Annotated in this window: 24 protein-coding genes and 2 pseudogenes; 14 read left to right on the top strand and 12 right to left on the bottom strand. The window is 70.8% G+C overall.

Annotated features, from left to right (window positions below; genetic code table 11):
- Positions 1-25: 25 nt before the first annotated feature.
- Genes KIK05_RS40485 through KIK05_RS40475 form a run of 3 tightly spaced genes read right to left on the bottom strand, consistent with a single transcriptional unit; the run spans position 26 to position 2,335 of the window.
- Positions 26-871 (bottom strand): 5-oxoprolinase subunit C family protein, encoded by an 846-nt coding sequence (locus tag KIK05_RS40485; protein WP_250564266.1) that lies wholly within the window; start codon positions 869-871, stop codon positions 26-28.
- A 37-nt stretch (positions 872-908) separates the two neighbouring features.
- Entirely contained in the window at positions 909-1,529 is a 621-nt protein-coding gene (locus KIK05_RS40480) for a 5-oxoprolinase subunit B family protein (protein WP_214416197.1), read from the bottom strand.
- A complete protein-coding gene (locus KIK05_RS40475; RefSeq protein ID WP_308250324.1) occupies positions 1,526-2,335 on the bottom strand; it encodes a LamB/YcsF family protein in 810 nt (269 codons plus the stop codon). The genes KIK05_RS40480 and KIK05_RS40475 overlap by 4 nt, the downstream gene beginning before the upstream one ends.
- Positions 2,336-2,567: 232 nt before the next feature.
- Between KIK05_RS40475 and KIK05_RS40470 the strand changes: the two genes are divergently transcribed.
- Positions 2,568-3,254 (top strand): GntR family transcriptional regulator, encoded by a 687-nt coding sequence (locus KIK05_RS40470; protein WP_214416196.1) that lies wholly within the window; start codon positions 2,568-2,570, stop codon positions 3,252-3,254.
- A 37-nt stretch (positions 3,255-3,291) separates the two neighbouring features.
- Positions 3,292-3,774 (top strand): metallophosphoesterase family protein, encoded by a 483-nt coding sequence (locus KIK05_RS40465; RefSeq protein ID WP_214416195.1) that lies wholly within the window; start codon positions 3,292-3,294, stop codon positions 3,772-3,774.
- Between the two features lie 170 nt (positions 3,775-3,944).
- On the opposite strand, the pseudogene KIK05_RS49605 reads toward KIK05_RS40465, so the two are convergent.
- Both KIK05_RS49605 and KIK05_RS40455 read right to left on the bottom strand, forming a co-directional pair.
- Positions 3,945-3,989, bottom strand: a pseudogene (locus KIK05_RS49605) (hypothetical protein); the annotation flags it as partial.
- A gap of 489 nt (positions 3,990-4,478) precedes the next feature.
- On the bottom strand, positions 4,479-5,339 hold the full coding sequence (locus tag KIK05_RS40455) for an alpha/beta fold hydrolase (protein ID WP_214416193.1): 861 nt from the start codon (positions 5,337-5,339) through the stop codon (positions 4,479-4,481).
- Between the two features lie 103 nt (positions 5,340-5,442).
- Here KIK05_RS40455 and KIK05_RS40450 point away from each other — a divergent pair, with 103 nt between their 5' ends.
- The 3 genes from KIK05_RS40450 (at position 5,443) to KIK05_RS40440 (ending at position 8,694) form a co-directional block, all read left to right on the top strand.
- Entirely contained in the window at positions 5,443-6,024 is a 582-nt protein-coding gene (locus KIK05_RS40450) for a TetR/AcrR family transcriptional regulator (protein ID WP_214416192.1), read from the top strand.
- Positions 6,021-7,604, top strand: a complete 1,584-nt coding sequence (locus tag KIK05_RS40445) for an FAD-dependent monooxygenase (protein ID WP_214416191.1) — start codon at positions 6,021-6,023, stop codon at positions 7,602-7,604. The genes KIK05_RS40450 and KIK05_RS40445 overlap by 4 nt, the downstream gene beginning before the upstream one ends.
- A gap of 235 nt (positions 7,605-7,839) precedes the next feature.
- Positions 7,840-8,694, top strand: coding sequence for a glycerophosphodiester phosphodiesterase (locus KIK05_RS40440; protein ID WP_250564253.1), 855 nt, complete (start codon positions 7,840-7,842; stop codon positions 8,692-8,694).
- Positions 8,695-8,705: 11 nt separating this feature from the next.
- On the opposite strand, the gene thrS is transcribed toward KIK05_RS40440, so the two are convergent.
- Positions 8,706-9,938, bottom strand: coding sequence for a threonine--tRNA ligase (gene thrS / locus KIK05_RS40435; protein ID WP_214416190.1), 1,233 nt, complete (start codon positions 9,936-9,938; stop codon positions 8,706-8,708).
- Positions 9,939-10,209: 271 nt separating this feature from the next.
- On the opposite strand from thrS, the gene KIK05_RS40430 reads away from it, so the two are divergent.
- Positions 10,210-11,133: an RNA polymerase sigma-70 factor gene (locus tag KIK05_RS40430; RefSeq protein ID WP_214416189.1), complete on the top strand. Its 924-nt coding sequence runs from the start codon at positions 10,210-10,212 to the stop codon at positions 11,131-11,133.
- Here KIK05_RS40430 and KIK05_RS40425 read toward each other — a convergent pair whose 3' ends face one another.
- Positions 11,134-11,616, bottom strand: a complete 483-nt coding sequence (locus KIK05_RS40425) for a hypothetical protein (protein WP_214416188.1) — start codon at positions 11,614-11,616, stop codon at positions 11,134-11,136.
- 104 nt (positions 11,617-11,720) lie between these two features.
- Positions 11,721-12,107 (bottom strand): nuclear transport factor 2 family protein, encoded by a 387-nt coding sequence (locus KIK05_RS40420; protein WP_308250322.1) that lies wholly within the window; start codon positions 12,105-12,107, stop codon positions 11,721-11,723.
- A gap of 268 nt (positions 12,108-12,375) precedes the next feature.
- Between KIK05_RS40420 and KIK05_RS40415 the strand changes: the two genes are divergently transcribed.
- Positions 12,376-13,572 (top strand): amidase, encoded by a 1,197-nt coding sequence (locus KIK05_RS40415; RefSeq protein WP_214416186.1) that lies wholly within the window; start codon positions 12,376-12,378, stop codon positions 13,570-13,572.
- Here KIK05_RS40415 and KIK05_RS40410 read toward each other — a convergent pair.
- Complete coding sequence (locus KIK05_RS40410) at positions 13,553-14,257, bottom strand: ferritin-like domain-containing protein (protein ID WP_250564252.1); 705 nt, start codon at positions 14,255-14,257, stop codon at positions 13,553-13,555. The genes KIK05_RS40415 and KIK05_RS40410 overlap by 20 nt on opposite strands.
- A 182-nt stretch (positions 14,258-14,439) precedes the next feature.
- Here KIK05_RS40410 and KIK05_RS40405 point away from each other — a divergent pair, with 182 nt between their 5' ends.
- The 3 genes and pseudogenes from KIK05_RS40405 to KIK05_RS47655 form a co-directional block, all read left to right on the top strand.
- Positions 14,440-15,000 carry an RNA polymerase sigma factor gene (locus KIK05_RS40405; RefSeq protein WP_214416185.1) on the top strand — a complete coding sequence of 187 codons (561 nt, stop codon included), beginning with the start codon at positions 14,440-14,442 and terminating at the stop codon, positions 14,998-15,000.
- 167 nt (positions 15,001-15,167) lie between these two features.
- On the top strand, positions 15,168-16,064 hold the full coding sequence (locus tag KIK05_RS40400; protein WP_214416184.1) for a CU044_5270 family protein: 897 nt from the start codon (positions 15,168-15,170) through the stop codon (positions 16,062-16,064).
- A 4-nt stretch (positions 16,065-16,068) separates the two neighbouring features.
- Positions 16,069-16,305: pseudogene (locus KIK05_RS47655) on the top strand (transposase); the annotation flags it as partial.
- Positions 16,306-16,784: 479 nt separating this feature from the next.
- Here the strand turns inward: KIK05_RS47655 and KIK05_RS40390 are convergent.
- Complete coding sequence (locus KIK05_RS40390; RefSeq protein WP_214416182.1) at positions 16,785-17,759, bottom strand: helix-turn-helix transcriptional regulator; 975 nt, start codon at positions 17,757-17,759, stop codon at positions 16,785-16,787.
- 125 nt (positions 17,760-17,884) lie between these two features.
- Here KIK05_RS40390 and KIK05_RS40385 point away from each other — a divergent pair, with 125 nt between their 5' ends.
- Both KIK05_RS40385 and KIK05_RS40380 read left to right on the top strand, forming a co-directional pair.
- The gene (locus tag KIK05_RS40385; protein WP_308250321.1) at positions 17,885-19,009 is read left to right on the top strand and encodes an epoxide hydrolase family protein; all 1,125 of its coding nucleotides are present in this window, start codon (positions 17,885-17,887) and stop codon (positions 19,007-19,009) included.
- Complete coding sequence (locus KIK05_RS40380) at positions 19,006-20,082, top strand: winged helix DNA-binding domain-containing protein (RefSeq protein ID WP_214416181.1); 1,077 nt, start codon at positions 19,006-19,008, stop codon at positions 20,080-20,082. The genes KIK05_RS40385 and KIK05_RS40380 overlap by 4 nt, the downstream gene beginning before the upstream one ends.
- Before the next feature lie 106 nt (positions 20,083-20,188).
- On the opposite strand, the gene KIK05_RS40375 is transcribed toward KIK05_RS40380, so the two are convergent.
- Entirely contained in the window at positions 20,189-21,118 is a 930-nt protein-coding gene (locus tag KIK05_RS40375) for a helix-turn-helix transcriptional regulator (RefSeq protein ID WP_214416180.1), read from the bottom strand.
- A 216-nt stretch (positions 21,119-21,334) separates the two neighbouring features.
- Between KIK05_RS40375 and KIK05_RS40370 the strand changes: the two genes are divergently transcribed.
- Positions 21,335-21,481, top strand: a complete 147-nt coding sequence (locus tag KIK05_RS40370; RefSeq protein WP_214416179.1) for a hypothetical protein — start codon at positions 21,335-21,337, stop codon at positions 21,479-21,481.
- A gap of 160 nt (positions 21,482-21,641) precedes the next feature.
- Positions 21,642-23,561, top strand: coding sequence for an ABC transporter ATP-binding protein (locus KIK05_RS40365; RefSeq protein WP_214416178.1), 1,920 nt, complete (start codon positions 21,642-21,644; stop codon positions 23,559-23,561).
- On the opposite strand, the gene KIK05_RS40360 is transcribed toward KIK05_RS40365, so the two are convergent.
- On the bottom strand, positions 23,462-23,995 hold the full coding sequence (locus KIK05_RS40360) for a S26 family signal peptidase (RefSeq protein ID WP_214416177.1): 534 nt from the start codon (positions 23,993-23,995) through the stop codon (positions 23,462-23,464). The two genes, KIK05_RS40365 and KIK05_RS40360, sit on opposite strands and share 100 nt — an antisense overlap.
- Positions 23,996-24,020: the final 25 nt, after the last annotated feature.

Genomic DNA, 24,020 nt, shown 5'->3' with positions numbered 1-24,020 from the left:
TCCTTCCGTAGTGGGGGTCAGGCCTTCATGCGGTGCGGGGCCGGAAGCGGATCCGCTGCCCGGGACGTACCTGGGCGGCCCGGTCGACGTCCGCCTCGCACACCACGGCGATCACCGGGTAGCCGCCGGTGACCGGGTGGTCGGCGAGGAAGAGGGTGGGCTGGCCGGACGGCGGCACCTGGAGGGCGCCCGGCACCATGCCCTCGGGTGGCAGCTCGCCGTCCCGCGCCCGTTCGAGCCGGGGCCCGCGCAGCCGCATCCCGACCCGGTTGCTGTCGGCGGTGACCTCGTACGGCTCGGCGCACAGCACCCGCAGCGCCTCCGGCGTGAACCAGTCGTCACGCGGGCCGGGCATGATCGTCAGGACGGGTTCGGCGGGGCGGAGTTCGGGCACCGGCGCGAGGTCGACCAGCGGGAACACCGTGGGCGGCGGCCCGACGGGCAGCAGCTGCCCCGGTTCGGGCCGCCCCGGGCCGAGCCCGGCCATGATGTCGGTGGCCCGCGAGCCGAGCACCTCGGGGACGTCCAGCCCGCCCCGCACCGCCAGGTACGTGCGCAGGCCGCGTCTCGGCACCCCGAGCCGCAGCGTCGCGCCGTCGGGCAGCCGTTCGAGGGCCTGGTGGCCGATCGCCCGCGCCCGCCCGGCGACGTCGGTCACCGTGGCCGGGCACGGCGCGCCGGCCAGGGCGACGAGCAGGTCGCCGTGCGCGCGCACCTTCAGCCCGCCCAGGGTGATCTCCAGGGCGGCCGCGTCCTCGGGATTGGCCAGCAGCCGGTTGGCCAGCCGCAGCGCGCCCCGGTCGGCCGCGCCGGAGCGGCCCACGCCGAGGTGGGCCAGCCCCGGACGCCCGAGGTCCTGGACGGTCGCCATCGGCCCGGTCGCGAGCACCTCCAGGTGCCGCACCGCCTCACCCACCCTGCGCCTCCCGGAATCGCACGAGCGTGCCGGGGAGCAGCAGCGCGGGCGGGTCGGCGGCGACGTCCCACACGGTCAGCTCGGTGCGGCCGATGAGCTGCCACCCTCCGGGCGACTCGCCGGGGTACACCGCGCTGTACCCGGCGGCCAGCGCCACCGACCCGGCCGGCACCCGCACACGGGACTCGCGGCGGCGGGGGACGACCAGCCGGGGATCGCCGCCCACCAGGTAGCCGAAACCGGGCGCGAACCCCGAGAACGCCACCGTCCACGGCGTGCCGGTGTGCGCCTCGACCACCTCCCGTTCCGACAGCCCGACCAGCGACGCGACGTCGGTCAGATCGGCGCCGTCGTACACGACCGGGACGACGACCTCACCGGCCGCCCGCCGTGTTCCCCCGCCGGGGCGGGCCCGGAGGACGGCGGCCTCCACCGTGTCGGGCCGGGCGGGCGGCTCGAACCGGATCAGCAGCGTGCGGGCCGCCGGGACCACGTCGGTGACGCCCTCCGGCGGGCCGGGGGCGAACGCCTGGTACAGGGCGAGGACCTCCTCTGAGCCGGCCAGCTCGACCAGGACCGCCCCGTCGCCGCACCTGCGGAAACCGGGGTTCACGGTCGCGTCCCTTCCGGCTCGCCGGCGCCGGCCCTCCCGGCGAACGGCGTGATCTCGATGCCCTCGGCGACGAGGGCGGCCCGTACCTTGCGGGCCATCTCGACGGCGTTCGGGCTGTCGCCGTGCACGCAGATCGACGCGGCCCGGACCAGCAGCGGTGTGCCGTCGACGGCCTCGATCGGCTCCCCCCGCGCCATCCGCACGCAGCGCTCGGCCACCAGGTCGGGATCGTGCAGGACCGCGCCGGGACGACCGCGCGGCACGAGGCTGCCGGCCGGGGTGTAGGCCCGGTCGGCGAAGCACTCGGCGATCGGGGCGAGCCCGGCCAGTTCGGCCTGGCGCAGCCACTGCGAGCCGGGCAGACCGAGGACCGGCAGCGAGGGGTCGTACGCCCGCACCGCCGCCACCACGGCGCCCGCCTGCGCCTCGTGGTGCACGATGGCGTTGTAGAGGGCGCCGTGCGGCTTGACGTAGGAGACCTTGCTGCCCGCCATGCGGGCGAAGGCGTCCAGGGCGCCGATCTGGTAGACGATCTCGTCGGCGAGCTGTCCGGGCGGCACGTCGATGAAGCGCCGCCCGAACCCCGCGAGGTCGTGGTAGCTCACCTGCGCGCCGATCGCCACGCCGCGCGCGGCCGCCGTCTCGCACGTCCGGCGCATGGTCGACGGGTCGCCCGCGTGGAATCCGCAGGCCACGTTGGCGCTGGTGACGATCGACAGCAACGCCTCGTCGTCACCCAGCTCCCAGCGGCCGAACCCCTCCCCGAGGTCGGAGTTGAGGTCGATCGTTCTGATCAGGCGAGGCACGGTGAGCTCCGGTGTCCGATGTCTTCGATTCCAGTCTCGCAGTGTGGTTCCGGCCGTCTCAGGACAGCCGCCGGGCCCGGGTCTCCGGCAGCCCCGACAGCGCCACGACGGCGAGCCCGTACGACCGGATCGGGCCGACGTCTTTCAACATAAGTTTCGTTCAACAATCAGACAATAGGCTCGTGGTAAGATTCTTCGCGAACTCGGGGTTCCAGAAGGGCTGGCGGTCGACATGGGCGGTGCCGAAGAGGCGGCCGAGCGCCTGGTGCGAGACCGCGTCCTGCTGGGCCGCACCAGCACCGCCGAGCGGGTCGCCGCCATCCTGCGCGACCACATCACCGAGGGCATGTTCACGCCCGGCACCCGGCTGTCGGAGGAGTCGATCGGCGAGGCGCTCGGCGTCTCGCGCAACACCCTGCGGGAGGCCTTCCGCCTGCTGTCCCACGAGCGGCTGCTGGTCCACGAGCTCAACCGCGGCGTGTTCGTCCGCCGCCTCACCGCCGACGACGTCGTCGACCTCTACCGCGTGCGGCGCCTGGTCGAGTGCGCCGCGATCCGCACGGCGGCCCCGCCCTCCGCCGAGGCCCTCGCGGTGCTGCGCGAGGCCGTCCAGGCCGCCGAGCGCGCGGCCGCCGAGCGCCGCTGGCCCGAGGTCGGCACCGCCAACATGCGCTTCCACCACGCCATCGTCGAACTCGCCGGCAGCTCCCGGCTCGACGAGATGATGGGCCGGCTCCTCGCCGAGCTGCGCCTCAGCTTCCTCGCGATGAACAACCCGCGCGCCTTCCACGAGCCCTACATCGGCCGCAACCGCGACATCCTCAAGCTCCTCGAGGCCGGCGACGCCGACGGGGCCGAGCGCCTCCTGGCCGCCTACCTCGCCGACGCCGAGCGCCAACTCGTCCAGGCCCACCTCTAGCAGGCGATTCGCCGTCCGTGCGTGCCATGCTGGAACGGTGAACGTGGTGGTGCTCTCGGACACCCATGCCCCGCGGCGATGGAAGTCGTGCCCGCCGCGGGTGGCCGAACACCTGCGCGGAGCCGACCTCATCCTGCACGCCGGTGACGTCTGTGTCGCCACCGTGCTCGACGAACTGGCCGCGTACGCGCCGGTCCACGCGGTCAAGGGCAACAACGACGGCCCCGACGTCGACGCCCCCGAAACCCTGGAGCTGGACGTCGCGGGGCTGAAGGTCGCGATGATCCACGACAGCGGCGCGGCCGCGGGGCGGTGGGCGCGTATGCGCCGGCGCTTCCCGGCGGCGGACCTCGTGGTCTTCGGCCACTCGCACATCCCGCTCGACCACTACGAGGACGGCCTGCGCATCTTCAACCCCGGCTCGCCGACCGACCGCCGCCGCCAGCCCCACGGCACCATCGGTCTCCTGCGTATCGAAGAAGGCCGGCTCCTCAGCGCCGAGATCGTCCCGGTCACCTGACGGACGCCTTTCTCGGAGAATGATTTCAGGGAAATGCCACGGTTATTCATGTGGATGCCATATACGGTCCGCGCGTTTCCGTCCCGGATTCACGATCGGGGTCAGGGATTCATGGCGGGACGGAAACGCGTGAGCGCGACCGGAGCTCTCGGCTCCGGCCGCGTCGGACGTCAGGGAATGCTCATCCCCATGGCGTTCCGCCGTCGGTGGTGGGGGGCGGGGTCGGGGTCGGCGTCGTCACCGGGGTGACCACCGTGTCAGCAGGCGTGGAACCGGTGGTCGCGGCCGCGGCCAGCGTGGTGAGAGAAGCACAGCCACCGGCGGCGACGATCGTGACGAATGCGATCCGGGCGGCGGTGGTCTTCATGATTTTCTTCATTTCGGCTGACCCCTCGGCTTGCTGGCGGCGGCGTTTCCCTTGCTGCAATATCGAAGGTATTAGGGGTCGCTATCCGGTCCCTATCGCCGCGCTTCTCGTCCGCCATGGTCATCGGATAAGGGGGATAGGCTGCGCTTTCCCGGAGCTCTCAGGGACGGGTCCAGGCTCTTTACCGTAATTTCGATCACCGTTTCCGACCCCGTCGGCCCGCCGTCACGAGATCGAAAAGGCCACCGATAGTGGCGCCGGCTCCGCGGGGCCTCGGTGTCGCCCTGTCGCCGGGGCCCCGCCCCAGCCGTCCCGGTGGTACGACGGGTCGTCCTCGCTACCGGGGGCGCTCCTCGGCGAGCCGCCCCTGGATGAAGGCGCGCATCTGCCCGGCGACCACGTCGGGCGCGTTCAGGTCGGGGGCGTTGTGGTCCAGCCCAGGCAGGATCAGGTGCCGGGCGTCGGGTATCACTCCTGCCAGGCGGGGGAGCACGCCGGTCAGGTAGGCGGGCGACTTCTCGCCGCCCATCAGCAGCGTGGGGGACGCGACGCCCGCGTACCTGGTGCCGTCGGAGTCCAGGCGGGCGATCTCCCCGATTTCCCTCGGCGTCGTCGCCATCATGGCCCGCGTGTCACGGCCCTCGCCCCCGTGGAGCAGCAGGAACGCCAGCGCGCGGAAGACCGGCGCCGGCGCGTCTCCGATGGGGGCCAGGCGGGTGCCCTTGAGGAAGGTCGCCATTGCCGAGGTGTGCCTGCCCTCCTGTAGTGAGCGGGTGAAAGACGGCAGCCAGCGGGCGTCGAACGATCCTTCGATGCTCACGCCCGGCTCGTACACCATCAGCGCGGCCACCTTCTTCCGCAGCCCGAGGTGCAGGGCGACCAGGCCGCCGTAGCTGTGCCCGAAGACCAGGTGTGAGCCCGTGCGCTCCATGACGGCGATAGCGTCGTCGACCTCGGCCTCGACACCGTAGCCCGGGCCCTGCGGTCCACTCCGGCCGCGTCCCCGCCGCTCGATCACGTGCACCGTGTACGTATCCGACAGCCTCTGTGCCAGGGCCCCGTAATGGTGGGCGCGCCGGTTGTTCCCGGGGATCACCACCAGCCCGGGCCCGTGCCCGTGGCTGAGAAACGCGATCGTCGTCCCGCCTCCCGACGTCACCGCACCGTCATGCCACTCGATCGCCGTCTTGCCGCTCATTCGCCTTGCCCCTCGTGAAACCAGACGCCGTTGCCGCCCGCTGTCCGGTCCGGCTTACGCTGGGAAGTGTACGGTACCGTTTCGTTCACTTGAGGTCGATGTGATGAGAGGCATTGCCCGGGAGCAGGCGATCCTGGCGGCGACGATCGAGGTGCTGGGGGAGATCGGCTACCCGGCGCTGACCATGGACCTGGTCGCCCAGCGGGCGCATGCCAGCAAGGCGACCATCTACCGCCGATGGCGGGGGAAAGCGGAACTCGTCAAGGCCGCTCTGGACGCGCACGACGCCGAGCTCGTCGTCGACGTCCCGGACACCGGCACCCTGCGCGGCGATCTGCTGGCCGCGTTGACCATGATGTGCGCGCGGCTCGACGACCGCTACGTGACCATGATGACCGGGCTGATCCACGCGATGCGGATCGACGCCGAACTGGCCGAGGCCCTGCGGCAACACGTGGCGGACGAAGACCTCGGACCGTTCCTGACCATCGTGGAGCGGGCCGTGGCCCGCGGTGAGGTCCCCGAGGGCACCTCGTCCGAGCGGGCCCACGAGGTGGCCGAGGGCCAGATCATGCGCCGGACGATCCTCGGCCGGCCGCTCGACCACGACTTCCTGGCCGACCTGGTGGACGACCTGCTCGTGCCCCTGCTGACCCGAACCTTCCCCGCCCAAGGAGACCGATGAACGAAAAGGCGGACGTGCCGGTGCTGATCGCCGGAGCCGGGCCGACCGGGCTCACGCTGGCCTGTGAACTGGCCCGCCGGAAGATCGACTGCCGGATCGTGGACCGGGCGGACCGGCTGTTCGCCGGGTCCCGCGCGAAGGGCCTTCAACCCCGCACCCTGGAGGTGTTCGACGATCTCGGTGTGATCGACGCGGTGCTGGCCCAGGGAGCTCCGTTCCCGGCCTTCCGCCTCTACTCGGGCAGCGAGGTGCGGTGGACCCGCACGGTCACCGACCTGCTGGGCATCCGGCCGGTCGCCTCCGGGACCGGTGTCCCCTACCCCGGCACATGGCTGCTCCCGCAGTGGCGGACCGACCGCATTCTGCACGACCGGTTCGTCGAGCTCGGCGGTCGTGTCGACCTGGGCACCGAGGTGACCGGATTCAGCCAGGACGATGACGGGGTGACCGTGACCCTGGTTGGTGACGGAGGCGCCGAGCAGGTGCGGGCCGGATACCTGGTCGGCGCGGACGGAGGTCGCAGCCTCGTCCGCAAGACGCTCGGTGTGGGCTTCGAGGGGGAGACCTTCGAGAGCGAGCGCACTCTGATCGGCGACGTCAGGGCCGATGGCCTGGAGGGCGATCACTGCCACATCCTGACCAGCGGCGGCGACCTCACCCGGCGTTTCTCCCTGTGGTCGATGCCCGGCACCGACCTCTACCAGTTCGTCGCCTCCGTGGACGCCGGCAGCGTGCCGGAACTGACGCTGGAGTCGGTGCGGAAGCTGCTGGAGGAACGGTCCGGCCGCACCGACATCGTGCTGCGCGACCTGAACTGGATCTCGCTCTACCGGATCAACGTCCGGATGGTGGACCGGTACCGGGTGGGCCGGGTGTTCCTGGCCGGCGACGCCGCGCACGTGCATTCCTCCGCGAGCGGGCAGGGCCTGAACACCAGCGTCCAGGACGCCTACAACCTCGGCTGGAAGCTCGCCGGCGTCCTGTCCGGCGCCCCGGAGGCGTTGCTCGACACGTATGAGGCGGAACGGCTGCCGGTCGCCGCGGACGTGCTGGGCGTGTCGACCCGCCTGCATCGCGGGAACTTCCGCTCGCCATCCGGGGACGAGCGGGGCGGCGAGCCGGACATCTTCCAACTCCGGCTCAACTACCACGCGGGCCCGCTGGCGGATCAGGGCCGCGCCACCCCGAGCGGTCTGCGGGCGGGGGACCGCGCGCCGGACGCCTGGTGCCAGGACACGACCGGCCGTCGCGTACGGCTGTTCGACCTGTTCCGGGGCGTGCATTTCACGCTGCTCATCCTCGGCGCGGGCGGCATCCCGACGGATGCCGGATCCGCTGAGCGATACGGCCCTTCGGTCCACGTGCACCTGATCAGGCGCCCAGGGGAGGCGGCGGGGGCCGACGCCGTCGTCGACCACAGCGGGCAGGTGGATCGGCTCTACGGATTCGACGCGACCGCCGGACTGCTCGTCCTGGTCCGCCCGGACGGCTACCTGGGCATCGTGACGGAACGGCCCGAGCAGGTGGACGACTACCTCCGGCAGGTCACCGCCGTCCTTCAAAAGGGCAGAGCAGAGTAAGGCCATCCGGGGAGGCCGCTCCTCTGCTGATCAACCAAGCGGCGTGACGGGCCGTCACGCCGCCCTCCAGAGGCGCCTCGGGAAACCCGGTGGCCGTACCTGGACAGGTTGATATGTACAGTCATGCGGCAAATGCTCATCCATGCGGCATCCAGCGGTTACTCAACCATCAACTCTTGGTTGTCACCCCGTGTCAGATTGAGGGCGTAAGGCACCGTCAGACCCGGGGAGACCCATGTTGCGACGACTCGGCCTCATCACCACGACCACTCTGACGACTCTGACCGCGGCGGTTCCGGCCGCCGCACCCGCTTCCGTCCCGGGCGCCGCCGCCAAAGCCGCGATCATGTACGTCGCGCACCGCGGCGCGTCGGCGCACGCGCCCGAGAACACCATCGCCGCCTTCACCCTGGCGTCCCGCCAGCACGCCGACATGATCGAGTTCGACGTCCAGGAGACGAAGGACCACCAGCTGATCGTCATCCACGACCCGACCCTCACCCGGACCACCGACGTCGAGAAGGTCTTCCCCCGTCGAGCCCCCTGGAGGGTGCGGGACTTCACCCTGGCCGAGATCCGCAAGCTGGACGCCGGCTCGTGGTTCTCCTCCCGGTACCGGGGAGAGCGCGTGCCCACGCTCCGGCACCTGCTGAGCACGATGCGCGGAAGAGGCCTCGGGCTGCTCCTGGAGATCAAGTTGCCCCGCCTCTACCCCGGAATCGAGGCACGCATCGCCCGTGAGCTGCGGCGCAGCCCCTCCTGGCTGCGTCCGGGCCGCGTGATCGTGCAGTCGTTCGACTGGAAGTCGATTCGCAGGTTCCACCGCCTCATGCCCGCCGTCCCCACCGGCCTCATCGGCACGCCCAAGGCCACGCGACTCCCCAAGCTGGCACGCTACGCCAACCTGATCATCCCGCCGTACGGGGAGGTGACGCCCCGGTACGTCCGGAGCGTGCACCACAATCACATGGACGTCTACACCTGGACGGTGAACGACCCCCACGTCATGCGCCGCCTGATCTCCTACGGCGTGGACGGCGTCATCACCAACAAACCCAGCACTCTGCGCGCCGACACCGAAGCCGCCTAGCCGGCGAGTTCCTACAGGAGTTGGTCGACGGCGTCCCACAGATCCAGGCTCCGGGAGGCGACGGCCGAGCCGATGCGCGCCAGCACCTCCTCGGCCGGCCGCGCCTCCAGCCGGTGCCCGTCCCGCAGCCGCAGGCCGACCTGGCCGCCCGCCGCCTCCTTCGCGCCGATCACCGCCTGGTACGGGACGAGCCGGGCGGCCCGGACGCGGGCGCCGAGGCTGCCCTGTTCCGGGCCCGAGATCTCCGCGCGCAGCCCCAGATCCGCACACCTGGCCACAAGCCGCACGGCGTCCGGCATCTCGGCCTCGGAGACGGGCAGCACCACCAGCTGGGTGGGAGCCAGCCAGGCGGGGAAGGCGCCGCCGTGCAGCTCGATGAGGTGCGCGACGGCCCTCTCCACGCTGCCGATGATGCTGCGGTGCACCATGACCGGCCGATGTTTCGCGCCGTCCGCACCGATGTAGTGCAGATCGAACTGCTCCGGCTGGTGGAAGTCGACCTGGACGGTGGACAGGGTGGACTCACGTCCCGCGGTGTCGGCGATCTGCACGTCGATCTTCGGGCCGTAGAACGCCGCCTCCCCCTCGCCGGCCTCGTACGCCAGGCCGGAGCGGTCGAGCACCTCGGTCAGCAGGGCCGCCGCCCGCCGCCACATCTCCGGGGCGGCGACGTACTTCCCGCCCGGCCCGGGGAGCGAGAGCCGGTAACGGGCGGCCCGGATGCCCAGAGCCTCGTACGCCCGCCGGATCATCTCCAGCGCCGCGCCCGCCTCGTCGGCCACCTGGTCCAGGGTGCAGAAGATGTGCGCGTCGTTCAGCTGGATCGCCCGTACACGGGTCAGCCCGCCGAGGACCCCCGAGAGCTCGGAGCGGTACATGCCGCCGAGCTCGGCGATCCGCAGGGGCAGTTCCCGATAGCTGTGCGAGCGGGAGCGGTAGATCAACGCGTGGTGGGGGCACAGGCTGGGCCGCAGGACGACCTGCTCACCCCCGAGGTCCATCGGCGGGAACATGTCGTCGCTGTAGTGCGACCAGTGCCCCGAGATCTCGTACAGCTCGCGTTTGCCCAGCACGGGCGAGTACACGTGCCGGTACCCCGCCCGCCGCTCGGCGTCGCGGATGTACTCCTCCAGGGTGTGCCGCACCACGGCCCCGTCCGGCAGCCAGTACGGCAGCCCGGCGCCGATCAGCGGGTCGGTGTCGAACAGGCCCAGCTCGCGGCCGAGCTTACGGTGATCATGCATCGCGGTCTCCTCGCGGACGGCGAGGCGAGTGACCGAACGTCGAAGCCCCGGGGCACTCGCCCCGGGGCTTCGATCAAGTCGTCTGTCAGCGCGCCGGGACACTCTCCGGCGTCGTCGTCACAGCAGCGCGCTTCATGCCGGAAACGCTAGCAGACCGAACGGATCTCGACACGTCCCTTTTCCGGAGCCCGGGTTCCCGGACATGTCACAGGCGCGGCCGGTGTCACGTCGTATGGGGCTGAGAGGATCAGGGGTTCAAGGGGGAGTCGACGTGACCAGGACCGAGGAATTCCAGCAGCTGCGGCCGCTGCTGTTCTCGATCGCCTACCGGATACTGGGCGGCGTGAGCGAGGCCGAGGACGCGGTCCAGGAGGCCTGGCTGCGCTACGAGGCCTCCCCGACGCAACCCAGGTCGGTCAAGGCCTTCCTGTCGGCCACGGTGACCCGGATCTCGATCGACGTGCTGCGCTCGGCCCGTGTCCGGCGGGAGGAGTACGTCGGGCCGTGGCTCCCCGAGCCGCTTCTCGCCGACCCTTACGAGGATCCGGAGCGTTCGGCGGAGCTGGCCGACTCCCTGTCGATGGCGGCCCTGCTCCTGCTGGAACGGCTCAGCCCGCTCGAGCGCGCGGTCTTCGTCCTGCGGGAGGTGTTCGACTTCGGCTTTCCCGAGGTCGCGGCGGCGGTGGGACGTTCGGAGGCGGCGTGCCGGCAGCTCGTCGTACGGGCGCGCCGTCACATGGCCGCAGGCCGGCCCCGCTTCGAAGCGGACCGCAAAGAGCGGGAGGAACTGGCGTCGCGGTTCTTCGACGCCCTTCGCGAAGGCGACGTCGCCGGCCTGCGGGAGATGCTCGCCGCCGACGTGTCGATGGTCGGCGACGGCGGCGGCAAGGCCCCGCAGCTGGCCAGGGCCGTCATGGGTGCGGAGAACGTGGCCCGGCTGCTCGCCTCCGTCTTCCCCCTGATGGCCCGGTTCGACATGACGGTCGAGCCGAACGAGCTGAACGGCCAGCCGGGCGCGATCGTCCGCGACCGGGACGGCAAGGTGCTCCACACCCTGGCGCTCGATGTCCTCGACGGGCGGATCCAGGCGATCCGCCTGGTGATCAACCCCGACAAGCTCGGACACCTGGGCCCGGTGGCGGACGCCTGGGCGATCGACCGTGAAGTACGACAGGCGCGCCGGCTCTCGGAGTGATCACTCCGTGGTGACGGCCGCCTGGGCGGGCGATGCGGAAGCCGGGCCGGTCGAAGCGTCAGGACCTCTCATGAGGCGGCGCATGACGTGCTGGGCGAGCCGGCCGTACGCCACCACGAGAGCGGCGAAGGCCACGGTCAGCAGGGCCAGAAGCGGCAGCCGTCCCTCGTCGGCCAGCAGGACGGCCTGCGCGTCGCTCAGGCCGGTGCGGGCCGCCGCCCAGCCCTCCAGACCCGCCGTGACCCATCGGCCCCCACGCATGATCATCGGGCGGGCGGTCGCGGTCGCGGCGGCCGGTACGGCGAGCACCACGAAGACGAGGAAGATCCCCAGTGTCCCTGCCAGGGACATCTGGCCGTCCGCCCCCATGGCGAGCGCGACTCCCCGCATCAGCAGGCGAGCCCCGGCTCCGCCGGCCACCCCGGCCACCAGCGCCGCGGCGACCGTCACGCCGATCGCACGGCCGAACCGCCGTCCCCTCATCCCACCCCTAACGTTCAACCGTTCCAAACGGTTATAGGGGCCGGTTCCCGGCATCGGCAACGCCGGAAGACTTCCGCAACCCACCCGTGATCCGGGCCGTCGGGTCAGCCGGACGGAGCGGGGCTGGCATGGGCGGCGACCACCCGCCAGCCGGAACCGGGACTGTGGACCCAGGTCCGGGTGAAGTTCAGGCGGGCGCTGAACGGCGTGCCGTCGAAGGTGCCCTCCAGCGTGCCGAGGAACCAGGTCACGCCGGAACGCCCTTCCACGAGGACGACCAGGTCCTCTTCCTCGACCTTCGAGAGCACCTGCCTGCGTGATCGCTGGATCTCGAGATCGTCCTGCTTGGTGTACCGGGCGCCGTCCGGTCCGCCCGTGAAGATGAGGCGGTCGTCGAGCAGTTCGTCGAGCGTGTCGGCGTCCCCGGCGAGCTGCGCCGCCTGCAGCCGCCGCTCGGCCTCCCGCAGCGCGCCGGCAAGATCTTCGGTCACCTGTCCCACCTCTCCGCGGTCGAGATCCCATTCTCGGCCCGATGCCCTGTCCGGACGGTAATTCATTCGACGGTGGGGGCGGCTGCCGTCAGCATGGGACCCATGTCGCGAGCGTAGTGACACGTCGATCACCAGCAGGGGATGGTCGCCGAGGCCGGCGGCCCGGTCCATCGCCCTCGTTCAGGCTGTCCACCTTTCTGGACGAATCCGACAGTGATCGACGTGACGGCGTCGTCGAATCTCCGGCGCCGGGAAAAGGACTCTCGACATGCACCTCCACGAGTACACCCAGTACGACGCCGTCGGGCTCCGTGACCTGATCAAGGCGGGTGAGGTCACCGCCGCCGAGGTCGAGGCCGTGGCCCGGCGGGCCCTGGCCGTGGCGAACGCGCAGGTGAACGGCCTGGCGTTGCCGGTGTTCTCCCCGGCGCTCGACCACGCGAGCGACGGCCCGTTCACCGGAGCGCCCTTCCTGATCAAGGACCATGGGCCGGTGGCGAAGGACGTCCCGTTCTTCCTCGGGAGCCGCAGCCTGCCCGGCATCGTCCCCCCGCACGACAGCGACCTGATGGCGCGCTTCCGCGCCGCCGGCCTGGTGACCCTGGGCCTGACCACCGTGCCGGAGCTGACGATCAGCTTCTCCACCGAGTCCGTCGAACACGGGCCGACCCGCAACCCGTGGGACCTGGAGCGGGGAGTGGGCGGTTCGAGCGGCGGCGCCGCCGCCCTGGTGGCCGCCGGTGCCGTACCTCTCGCACACGGCAGCGACGGGGCCGGATCCATACGGATCCCGGCCGCCTGCTGCGGGCTCGTCGGACTCAAGCCGAGCCGGGGCCGCGTACCGTGCGGACCCGACCAGGGGGAGGCGATGCTCGGCATGGCCTGCGAGTTCGCGCTCACCCGCACCGTCCGCGACGCCGCCCACCTGCTGGACGCCGTCCAGGGTCCCGGTGTCGGCGACAAGTACACCGCGCCGCCCCCTCGCGGCCGGTACGCCGACGAGCCGGGAGCCGACCCCGGCCGTCTGCGCGTGGCCCTGACCACCGAGGCGTGGTCGGGTGCGGTGGTTGACGGCGAGGTGGCCGCGGCGGCGGTGGAGGCCGGCCGGGCCCTGGAGCGGATGGGGCACCTCGTCACCGAGTACGACCTGCTCGTCACCCCGACCCTGGGCCGGCTCCCGGCGCCGCACGGCACCCTGCGGTACGACGATCCCGCCCACACCCTGACGAGCTGGCTGGAGTCGATCTTCGACTACGGCCCGTTCACGATGGTGTTCAACATCTCCGGCCAGCCCGCGATCAGCCTGCCCCTGGGCACAGGCGACGGCGGCCTGCCGATCGGCGTGCAGATCGTCGCCTCCTACGGTCGTGAAGACCTGCTCTTCCGGATCGCCGCCCAGCTCGAACGGGCCCTGCCGTGGAAGGACCGCACTCCCCGGTTCTCCGTCAGCGGTCAGGCGACATGACCTCCCCGACGACGGCGCGGAAGTCCGCCACGACCTGACAGACGAAGACGATCCGGGACACCCCGAGGCCGAGCAGGGCCTGGCCGTGGTCGAGGACGACCACGGCCAGCACGCCCGCCAGCAGCAGCCACCACACGGCCTCGGCCGTCCTGCGGGACAGGTGCGAAGACGTACGAAAGGACCCGTGCAGGCGGTCACAGTGGAACGGCACGTGACGCAGCTCGTCGGCGAGTATCCGGCCCGCCACCTCCGCGGCGAGGAGGTCGGGTACGCCGTCGCGCACGGCCCGGTAGTAGCTCAACGCGACGACCTCGGCGAGCATCAGGACCATCAACTCCGTCCGCAGACCGAGGAGCCGCCGCAGGCGGACGAAGACGGCATCACTCCAGTGCCCCGGGATCGTCGTCTCGCCGGCCGCCTCCAGCAGGCGCCGCAGCAGACGGGCATGCTCCTGTTCCTCCGCGACGAACAGCCGGACCGCCTCCGCGTACCCGAGGTCACCCGCCCGGTCGGCCTTGCCCACCAGGCTGCGCCCGTCGCCGTCCTCACCCACCTGGAACCGCTGCAGACTCCTCACCAGCTCGGGCGCCAGCCGCGCGCCCTGCCCCCAGTCCGGATCCCCCCACGTCCGCCGCAGCAGCGCCGCCCCCTCGAAGTCGCGCAGCCAGTCCGTGAAATCGGTCATGGCCGGGAAGCTACTGAGGCGGTGTGCAGATTACGGGGGTCCGCTTGTGAAGGTTCTGCACGCTTGCAGGGGGTCGCCCAGGCCCGGTAAGGAATCGTGTGGGAAAGCGATCGGCCGGTTCGGACAAGTGCAGGCGAGAACCGACCGAGACCGAGAGGTGCCCGCATGACGGAGACGAAGACGTGACCGCGGAACTGGGCGCGGCCGAGGACCTCACGGACGCCCAGCTGGCCCGCGATCCGGCCCTGTTCTCGGCCATCTACGACCGGCACTTCCGGGACATCTACCGCTACATCGCCGGACGACTGGACGTACAGGCCGCCGACGACCTGGCCGCCGAGACCTTCCTCATCGCGTTCCACGGCAGGGACAAGTTCGACCCCGAGCGCGGCGGCCTGCGGCCGTGGCTCTTCGGCATCGCCACCAACCTCGTGTCGAAGCACCGCAGGCAGGAGGCCCGGCACTACCGCGCCCTGGTCCGCGCCGGCGCCGAGCCGGCCACCGACAGCCACGAGAGCCGGGTCGTCAGCGCGGTCAGCGCCCGACGACTGCAGCCTCAGCTGGCGAAGGCGCTGATGAAGCTGACCCGAGGCGAGCGGGACGTGCTGTTGCTGATGGCACTCAGCCAGCTCAGCCACGAGGAGATCGCACAGAGCCTGCAGATCTCGTACGGCACCGTCGGCTCCCGCCTGAGCCGCGCCCGCAAGAAGCTCCGCACCGCACTGGAGGACCTCGAACGATGAACGACCTGGAGATGATCAGCAAGATGCTGTCCAAGCCGGACCCTTCCGACGCCGTCGTACACGAGGGCCGTCGCCGGCTCCAGAACGCTTCTCGGACGATGAGCGCTTCTTCGCCGCAGAACGTTCTTCGGAGGCAGAGCGCATCCGGGACGCGGGTCGCTTCTGGGATGCCGGGCGCTTCTCGGACGCGGAGCGGTTCGTGGACGCCCGGTGCCTCTCCGGCGCGGCCGAGGCGCTGGAACCTCGCCTGGCTTGGCCTGGCGACCGCGGCGACCGCGGCAGCGGCCGTCGTCGTCATCACCACCACCACCGGTTCTCCGGCACTCGTCCGCCCGCACCAGAGCCCGCCGGTGGCGTCGGCCCCCATGTCCACCCAGCAGATCCTGCTGGCCGCCGCCACCACCGCGCAGACCAGGTCCGACTCGGGGACCTACTGGCATCTGAAGAGCGAGTACAGCGGGCGCGGCGGCAAGCGGACGTTCCCCAAGCGCTTGAATGAGACCTGGGTCGGGCGAGACGGGCAGGCATGGGTGGCCTCCGAGGCAGGCGACAGCGTCTACAAGGTCAAGGGACGCAAGTCGTTCCTCCTGGCCGACAACCAGGTCACCTTCGCCCAGATCCAGCAGTTGCCCACCGATCCGGAGGAGTTGAAGGCGTGGATCTTCGACAAGATCGACAACGGCGACGGCGATGTGGACCCCACCGCGCGTGACTGGTTCGCCGCGAGTTCCCTGACCACCCTGCTGGGCGAGCTGCCCGCCCCGCCCGAGGTCCGAGCCGCGGCCTACCGGGCACTGGCCACGATGCCCATCGTCAAGAGCACCGGCCCTGCGAACGACAGCCTGAACCGCCCCGGTGAAGGCCTGGAGATCTCCGATCTCGGCGTGGACATGAAGGTCATCATCGACCCCGATTCCTCGCTGGTCCTGGGCTCGAGCTACCGCAGCGGCAAGGACGGCAAGATCTTCAAGGAGGGCACGACCACCGTCCTCACCTCCGAGTGGACCGACAACCTGCCCCCGCTCGTCCCCGCCCCCAAGCCGACCGGCCCCGCCCGCGGCTGACCCCGGGCTGTCGCCGGCCACGGTGACGAGGCTGACCAGGCAGTGGCAGGACGACCACGCCGCCTTCCAGCGGCGCGACCTGTCGGACCGCGACTTCGTCTATGTATGGGCCGACGGCGTGCACCCCAAGGTCCGGCTCGGACAGGCCCACTCCTGCGTGCTGGTGCTGCTCGGAGTCCGCCTGGACGGCACCAAGGAGCTCACTGCGCTCGCGGAGGGGCTGCGGGAGTCCACCGAGCCGAGGTGTTCCCCGCCGCTCGGCCCCAGCGCTGCTGCGTTCAAGCTCGTTGAGTCCGCTCAGGCCCGCTGGCGCGCGATCACCGGCGCCCATCTCGTCGCCCTGGTCCGATCCGGTGCCAGGTTCGAGAACGGCGTCCTGGTCGAGCGCGAGGAACTGGCGGCATGAGCACGCGTCCGAGCGGTGCGCCGGGCGGCGCGCCGAGGAGGGTGGAGGGGGGTGGGATCGGGCGTCTGCTCCGCTCCCTGAGGCGTACCAGAGGGACCGTCCAGCCACCCCCCTTTGCCCCAGGCCGCTGATGGCAGACACTGCGGGCCGGAACCCGAGCGGGCGCCGCCCACCCTAACCCGCCTCGCTGACAAGGCTGTGGTCCTATCCAAAGGTCTTGACAATTGCTCCGACTCATGCTGATGACGTTGCTCGTCCCAAGCCGACTCGGCGCCCCGGCCGTCAGGCCCGAGCACCTCGGACTGCCGTACTGGTCAGCCGGATGTCTTCTGGCTGGTGTCGATCGCGCGTTGATAGCGCCTCGTCAGTGCGCGTAGCGCGTCCACCAGTTCCGGCGAGTCGACGATCGTGAAGTCCGCGTCCAGCATGCCCAGATAGAGGGCGAGCATCTCCGGATGGTCCGAGCCCGGCTCGAACGCACACCGTTCCTCGCCCAGGGGTTGCACCTCCACCGGGATCGGCAGCCGACCCCGCACGTATGACGCGGGCGCGTCCACGATCACCCGGGCTCGGTACCGCCAGGTCGCCTCGCCGACTCCGCGTGCCACCTGCGCCATGATCTCCGGGTCGGGCGGCAGCGCACGCGGCGTGAAGCGCGGCCCTGTCGGCGTCCGCGGCTCGATCCGGTCGACCCGGAAGGTACGCCAGTCGTCCCGGTCCACGTCCCAGGCCACCAGGTACCAGCGCCGCCGGTCGTTCACCAGGCGGTACGGCTCCACCGAGCGCCGGCTGGCCGTCCCGGAATGCGCCCGGTAGTCGAAACGGAGCCGCTCATGGTCCCGGCACGCACTCGCGATCACGGTCAGTACGTCGGGATCCACCTGCGAGCCGCGTGACGGCATCGGCAGCGCGTACGTCTGGAAGGCGCTCACCCGGCGGCGCAGCCGCGAGGGAAGCACCTGCTGCAGCTTTGCCAGCGCGCGCATGGAGGTCTCTTCGATCCCCGCGATCGAGCCGCTGGCGGCGGTACGCAAGCCGATCGCGACCGCCACCGCCTCATCGTCATCCAGCAGCAGCGGCGGCAGGGCACCCTCCGAGCCGAGCCGGTACCCGCCGGCCACACCCGGCCGCGCATCGACCGGATAGCCGAGCGCGCGCAACCGGCCGATGTCATTGCGGATGGTGCGGGTGGTGACGCCGAGCCGAGTGGCGAGCTCGGTGCTGGTCCAGTCGCGCCGGGCCTGCAACAGGGACAGCAGGCGCAGCAGCCGCGCCGAAGTTTCCAGCATTCTTCGATCCCGACGACAATCTAGGAACGATCCTTTCCGTTAATGTTCCTAGTCTTCTCCGCGTGAGCACAAGAGCTCCCATCGCACGTCCGGCCGTACCGGCCCCGTTGACAAGGAGAAGCGCGGTGAGCGACGGCATCCAGCCCTTCCGCATCGACATCCCCCAGCCCGACGTCGACTACCTGCACGACCGGCTCGCCAACGCCCGCTGGCCCGGCGAGATGCCCGGCGCGGAGTGGACCCGCGGCGTACCCCTGGGCTACCTGAAGGAGCTCGCCGAGTACTGGCGCACGCAGTACGACTGGCGTGCCCAAGAGGCACGGCTCAACCGGTACCCACAGTTCACCACCGAGATCGACGGCCAGCGCATCCACTTCCTGCACATCGAGTCCGACCATCCCGATGCCAAGCCGCTGCTGATCACCCACGGCTTCCCGAGCTCCGTCGCCGAGTTCCTGCACCTGATCGAGCCGCTGGTCGACCCTGCCGCGGGCCAGGCCTTCCATGTCGTCGCGCCGTCGCTGCCCGGCTATGCCTTCTCCACCCCGCTGAGCGCGACCGGTTGGGCGATGGGCCGCACCGCACGCGCCTGGGTCGAGCTGATGGGCCGGCTCGGCTACGAGCGGTACGGCGTCCACGGCGGTGACGTCGGCGCCGGCGTGTCGGGCATGGTCGCCGGCCTCGACGGCACGCATGTCATCGGCGTACACGTCGTGACCGATCCGCTGACCGCCGCGAACGTCGCCACCTTCATCCCGGGGATGGCCGGCCGGCTCGACGAGAACGACCCGGTCGACAAGCTGATCCTCAGCCGGATGGACGCGTTCAGCAAGGAAGGTTCCGGCTACCTGGCGATCCAGAACAGCCGTCCGCAGACCATCGGTTACGGCCTGGTCGACTCACCGCTGCTGCAGCTCGCCTGGATCGCCGAGAAGGTCCACGAGTGGACCGACCTGCCGGTCGACCGCGACCAGCTTCTCACCACGGTCAGCCTGTACTGGTTCACCGGCTCCGGCGCCACCGCCGCGCACACCCTGTACGAGCAGGCGCACTCGTCCGACTGGGGCGCGCCGCCCGCCGTACCGCAGGGCTTCGCGGTCTTCGGCAGTGACGAGACGGTGCGCAAGCTGGTCCCCGCGCCGGCTGACGCGCACTGGAGCGAGTTCCAGCGCGGCAAGCACTTCCCCGCGATGGAGGCCCCGGCCCTGCTGGCGGCGGACCTGCAGGCCTTCTTCGGGCCACTGCGGTGACCGATGTACTGAGCCGGCGTCGTCTCAACCGGGCCACGCTGGCTCGCCAGTACCTTCTGGAACGAGCGCCGGCACGGGCGATCGACGCGATCGAGCACCTGGGCGGGATGCAGTCCCAGGCGCCGCTCGCCCCGTACGTGGGATTGTGGGCCCGCCTTCAAGACTTCACGGCGGACGAGCTGTCGGCGCTGACCGAGCAACGTCAGGTGGTACGGCTGCACCTGATGCGCAACACCGTGCATCTCGTCAGCGCACGCGACTGCCTGGGCTGGCGCGCGCTGTTCTATCCGCTGCATGCCGCCGGGTTCCGCGCGCACTTTCGCCGCGGTATCGACGGAGTGGACCGGGATGCGCTGCTCAGGCAGGCGAAGCGGCTGCTGGAGGAGCAGCCGCGCACCCGCGGTGAGCTCGGCGAGCTGCTCGTGGAACGCCGGCCGGACGCCGATCCGAGCGCGCTGGCCTACGCGGCGACGCATCACATCGCGCTGTGCCAGGTGCCGCCGCGGGGCATCTGGGGCGAGAACGGCCCCGCCGCATGGACACCTGTGGAGAGCTGGCTGGGCGCGCCGCTGCGTTCGGTGCCGGTCGATGAGCTGGTACTGCGCTATCTCGGCGCGTTCGGTCCGGCGAGTGTCGCGGACATCCAGTTGTGGTCCGGGCTGACCCGCCTGCGCGAGGTGGTGGAGCGGCTGCCATTGCGGGCGTTCCGCGGAGAGGAGCGGCAGACGCTTTATGACCTCCCCGACGCGCCCCGGCCTTCTGAGGACATGCCCGCCCCACCCCGGTTCCTGCCCGAATACGACAATCTGCTGCTGTCACACAAGGACCGCACCCGAGTGATCCCCGGCAACCGCTCCGTGCCGCTCCCGCCGGGCAACGGCGCGACCGCCGGTACCTTCCTGGTCGATGGCATGTGGCAGGGCACCTGGCAGATCCGGGATCGAACGCTGCGCATCCAGCCGTTCACCAAGTTGGGGCGTACGGATCGCGACGCCCTGCTGACCGAGGCCGCACAGTTGTGCGCTTTCGTCGCGCCCCAGGCGACGTGCGACATAGTCCTCGACGAACCGTAGGTCGGTTGACCGGCCGGCGATCATCGTGGACCACCCCGCCGCGCATCGAAATGGCGGTGATTCGCCGACACGGCGGCAGCATGGTGCCGAGGGGGAGAAGGTTTCTTCAGATCCAGCCCTGTTGCTTGGCGAGGAGGGCGGCCTGGAAGCGGTTCGCCGCGCCTAGGCGGTCGAGGAGGTCGGCTACGTGGCGGCGGTAGGTTCGTAGGCTTATGCCGAGTTCTCGGGCTGCGATCTCGTCCTTGTCGGCGCTGGACAGTAGGTGTAGCACCTGGCGTTCCCTGGGGGCGAGGGTGACGGGGGCGGGCTGGGGTTCGAGGTCCACCGCGTGGGCCCACACCCGCTCGAACAGGTTCACCATTGTGGCGACGGCGCCCGCCTGGGAGATCATCAGGACGCTGCAGTAGCCCTCGCCCGGCACGGTGGGGACGAAGGCCACCGAGCGGTCCACGATGACCATCTGCTGCCCGGCGTCGTCGACGAGGCGATGGTGGTCGCCGGCCCGGTGCAGGGTGATGCTGTACTCCAGGAGTTCCAGGTCCAGCAGGCTCTTCCGGGAGACGATGGTGCGCCATCGCACGCCCTCGCCGAGCCGCTGGAGGTAGGTGGGCAGCATGTCCGTGCGCGGTCGCCGCTGGTCGGAGTGCACGGTCAGCACTTCCTGCGCGTCGCGTGCCAGGGACCAGATCCGTTCGTCGACCTGGTCGGCGCCGTCGATTCTTTCGATGACGACAACGCGGTCGGGTTCGCGGCGCCGCGCGTTCAGCATGTGGAGCGTCTCCCAGGCGGCGGCGATGCGGCGCTGCTCCGCGCTCGTCTCCAGCAGGCGCCGTCTGATCAGGCGGCTGATCCCGATCTCCGGTTCGACGGCGACGGGTCGGCCGTCCGCATCGAACTGCACGAGTTCCAGTGCCACGAGCCGTTCCAGTGCCGCCCTGACGCTGTCCGGGTCGCCCGCGGTCGCCTCGCCGCCGCTCAGCAGAGCGCGGTAAACGGTTTCATCGAGTGCGGTCAGACCGAGACTGCTGAGGCTCATGTGGGCTCCGAGTATGGCAAATATGGCAGAAACGGGTGAATTGCCCGAAATGACACTAAGCTGCACGGTCGTGCAGTTTGATGCCAGTCCCGCATGCTTACGTCACTTGATCTTCAGTGGTTATTGTCCTGCTGTCGGTGGCGGTGATCACACATATCGCCCTTTCGGTACCGCCGATATTCGCCGCCGAGGTCCGCGACAAAGGAGGATCCCCCCATGCTCCGTGCTCTCAACAAGATGAGCGACCGTCTGCTCGACAAGCTTCTGCCCACCACCACCGCCAAGGCCGAGGCCTGCTGGTGGGACACTCTCCGCCGCATGACGTGCTGCGTCTACGCCGGCAAGACGTACTGCCACTACTGATGGTGAGCGGCCAGGTATGAGCCCTGGCACCGCTGACGACGGAGCGGCACGGCGCCGCGGGACGGTGCCGTGCCGTTCATCTTCTCCGGAGGGATCCCCCTCGCCCGTGCCTCTCGCGCGGCCGTTCGCACCTCGTACCGCTGAACCGTAAGGGACGCCGATGTTGCTCAGGCGTGTCCAGGTCGTCGCGGCCCTCGCCTGGAAGGCGCACCCGGCGGCGACCGTCGGCTCGGCCGTCCTCGGCGTCCTCACCGGCGTGGCGCCGGTCGCGACCGCCTGGCTGACGAAGCTGGTCCTCGACGCGCTGGCCAGGGGCGGCGGGCTGGTCGCCCTGCTGCCGCTGGGCGGTGGCCTCGCGCTCGCCGGCCTGGCCGCCATCGTGCTGCCGCACGTGTCGGTGTACGTGGAGGGGCAACTGCGCAGGTCACTGCGGCTGCTCATCTACGACCGGCTGTTCCGGGCCGTCAACCGCCACCCGGGGCTCAGCCGCTTCGAGAACCCGGCCTTCCACGACACCCTCCAGCTGGCGTACGAGTCGAGCCACAACGCACCCGATCGGCTGGTCGTCGGCGCGCTGGCGATCGGCCAGGCGCTCATCACCCTGTCGGGTTTCGTCGCCACGCTGTTCGCCGTCAACCCGCTCATGGTGGCCGTCATCGTCGTCGCCGCGCTGCCGTCGGTACGCATCCAGCTCGTGCTCAGTCGCCGGCGGGCCGAGGTGATGTGGGAGATGACCCCCGCCATGCGCCGCCAGGTGTTCTACGGCGAGCTCCTCACCCGGCCGGAGGCGGCCAAGGAGGTGCGGCTGTTCGGTCTGGGCGACTTCCTGCGGACGCGGATGCTCGACGAGGTGCGCGGGATCAACCTCACCGAAAGGGACGTCGATCGTCGCACGTTGCGCAGCCAGGGTGTGATGGCGCTGGTCGGGAGCGCCGTGGCGGCCGGAGGCCTGCTGTGGGCCATCCTGAGCGCCGCCTCCGGAGGCATCACCGTGGGCGACGTGACGGTGTTCGTCGCGGCCGTCGCCGGAGTGCAGGCGGCCATGACCACGATCGTCAGCCAGTGGGCGGACTCCCACAACGCGCTGCTGATGTTCGGCCACTACACGGCGGTGGTCGAGTCCGAGCCCGACCTGCCCCTTCCGGCCGTGCCCACCGCGCTGCCCGCGCTGCGCGAGGGGATCGAACTGCGCGACGTGTGGTTCCGCTACAGCGAGGAGCACCCCTGGATCCTGCGCGGGGTGAACCTGTTCATCCCGTCCGGCGGCACGGTCGCCCTCGTCGGGGTGAACGGCGCGGGCAAGAGCACGCTGGTCAAGCTGCTGTTGAGGCTGTACGACCCGGTGCGGGGGCGGATCACCTGGGACGGAGTGGATCTGCGCGACGCGAGCCCGGACGACCTGCGCCGGCGGATCGGCGCGGTGTTCCAGGACCACATGGACTACGACCTCACCGCCGCCGAGAACATCATGCTGGGCGACCTGACCGCCGCCGGTGACCGTGACCACGTCCACGACTCGGCCCGCCAGGCGGGCGTCCACGACGCGATCGCCGCTCTGCCGCGCGGGTACGACACCATGCTCAGCCGTATCTTCGGCGATCGTGGCGGCCAGGCAGGGGTCAGTCTGTCCGGCGGGCAGTGGCAGCGCCTGGCCCTGGCCCGCGCGTACATGCGCCGGCGCCAGGACCTGCTCATCCTGGACGAGCCCAGCTCGGGCCTGGACGCCGAGGCGGAGCACGAGGTGCACACCGGCCTGCGGCGCTACCGCGGTGACCGGACGAGCGTGCTGATCTCGCACCGGCTCGGCACCGTGCGGGACGCCGACCTCATCGTGGTGCTGAGCGACGGCCGGATCACCGAGCGCGGCACCCACGACGAGCTCATGGCGACGGGCGGCGAGTACGCCCGCCTGTTCATCCTGCAGGCCAGCGGCTACGAGACCGGCGACGCCGACGGCTACGGGACCGGCGACGCCGACGGCTACGGGACCGGGAACGCCGATGGCTCGGAGTCGGGGGACGAGGGACCGGGTGACAGTCTGCGTACGGCGACGCCGAGTACGCGGTCGGCCGGTAGGTAGCCCCACATGCGGGAGTCGGCGCTGGACTCGGCGCCGTCTCCCAGGACCACGAGCGCACCCTCGGGAACGATCGCACCCGGCTGCGCCGCCACCGCCCGCACCACGTCGTCCGGCACAGGGTCGCCCGCCAGGGCGGCCACCCGCTTGATGGTCCAGGCCCCCGCGGCGGGTGGGGGCAGTGGACCGGAGCTCCACTCCGAGCGGCCGGCCGACTCGAACACCACCACGTGACCGCGCCGCACCTCGCTCCCGGCGGTGCGGCGGACCAGCACCCGGTCACCCGGACGGTACGTCGGCCACATGCTCAATCCGCTCACCTGGACGACGACGAACCTGCGCCGGGCGGCGACCACCGCGACGGCCGCGACGGCGACGAGCAGCGCCGCGAGGATGAGCGCGTACCACACGGTCTCACTGTAGACGAAAACGATCAAACCGACCTGCACCTGGCACCCCGGC

Source organism: Sphaerisporangium fuscum, assembly GCF_018531465.1.
Taxonomy (GTDB): Bacteria; Actinomycetota; Actinomycetes; order Streptosporangiales; family Streptosporangiaceae; genus Sphaerisporangium; species Sphaerisporangium fuscum.
Note: the sequence above shows the minus strand (reverse complement) of the source record. Positions and strands in the feature narration are given on the sequence as shown.

Bases quoted from the DNA above. Each gene is read 5' to 3' on its own strand.
- KIK05_RS40400 (WP_214416184.1), top strand. From the start codon at position 15,168: ATGCCGGGCGCTTCTCGGACGCGGAGCGGTTCGTGGACGCCCGGTGCC.
- KIK05_RS40440 (WP_250564253.1), top strand. From the start codon at position 7,840: ATGTTGCGACGACTCGGCCTCATCACCACGACCACTCTGACGACTCTG.
- KIK05_RS40375 (WP_214416180.1), bottom strand. From the start codon at position 21,118: ATGAGCCTCAGCAGTCTCGGTCTGACCGCACTCGATGAAACCGTTTAC.
- KIK05_RS40470 (WP_214416196.1), top strand. From the start codon at position 2,568: ATGGGCGGTGCCGAAGAGGCGGCCGAGCGCCTGGTGCGAGACCGCGTC.
- KIK05_RS40455 (WP_214416193.1), bottom strand. From the start codon at position 5,339: ATGAGCGGCAAGACGGCGATCGAGTGGCATGACGGTGCGGTGACGTCG.
- KIK05_RS40390 (WP_214416182.1), bottom strand. From the start codon at position 17,759: ATGCTGGAAACTTCGGCGCGGCTGCTGCGCCTGCTGTCCCTGTTGCAG.
- thrS (WP_214416190.1), bottom strand. From the start codon at position 9,938: ATGCATGATCACCGTAAGCTCGGCCGCGAGCTGGGCCTGTTCGACACC.
- KIK05_RS40370 (WP_214416179.1), top strand. From the start codon at position 21,335: ATGCTCCGTGCTCTCAACAAGATGAGCGACCGTCTGCTCGACAAGCTT.
- KIK05_RS40445 (WP_214416191.1), top strand. From the start codon at position 6,021: ATGAACGAAAAGGCGGACGTGCCGGTGCTGATCGCCGGAGCCGGGCCG.
- KIK05_RS40415 (WP_214416186.1), top strand. From the start codon at position 12,376: ATGCACCTCCACGAGTACACCCAGTACGACGCCGTCGGGCTCCGTGAC.
- KIK05_RS40450 (WP_214416192.1), top strand. From the start codon at position 5,443: ATGAGAGGCATTGCCCGGGAGCAGGCGATCCTGGCGGCGACGATCGAG.
- KIK05_RS40365 (WP_214416178.1), top strand. From the start codon at position 21,642: ATGTTGCTCAGGCGTGTCCAGGTCGTCGCGGCCCTCGCCTGGAAGGCG.
- KIK05_RS40425 (WP_214416188.1), bottom strand. From the start codon at position 11,616: ATGAGGGGACGGCGGTTCGGCCGTGCGATCGGCGTGACGGTCGCCGCG.
- KIK05_RS40410 (WP_250564252.1), bottom strand. From the start codon at position 14,257: ATGACCGATTTCACGGACTGGCTGCGCGACTTCGAGGGGGCGGCGCTG.
- KIK05_RS40485 (WP_250564266.1), bottom strand. From the start codon at position 871: ATGGCGACCGTCCAGGACCTCGGGCGTCCGGGGCTGGCCCACCTCGGC.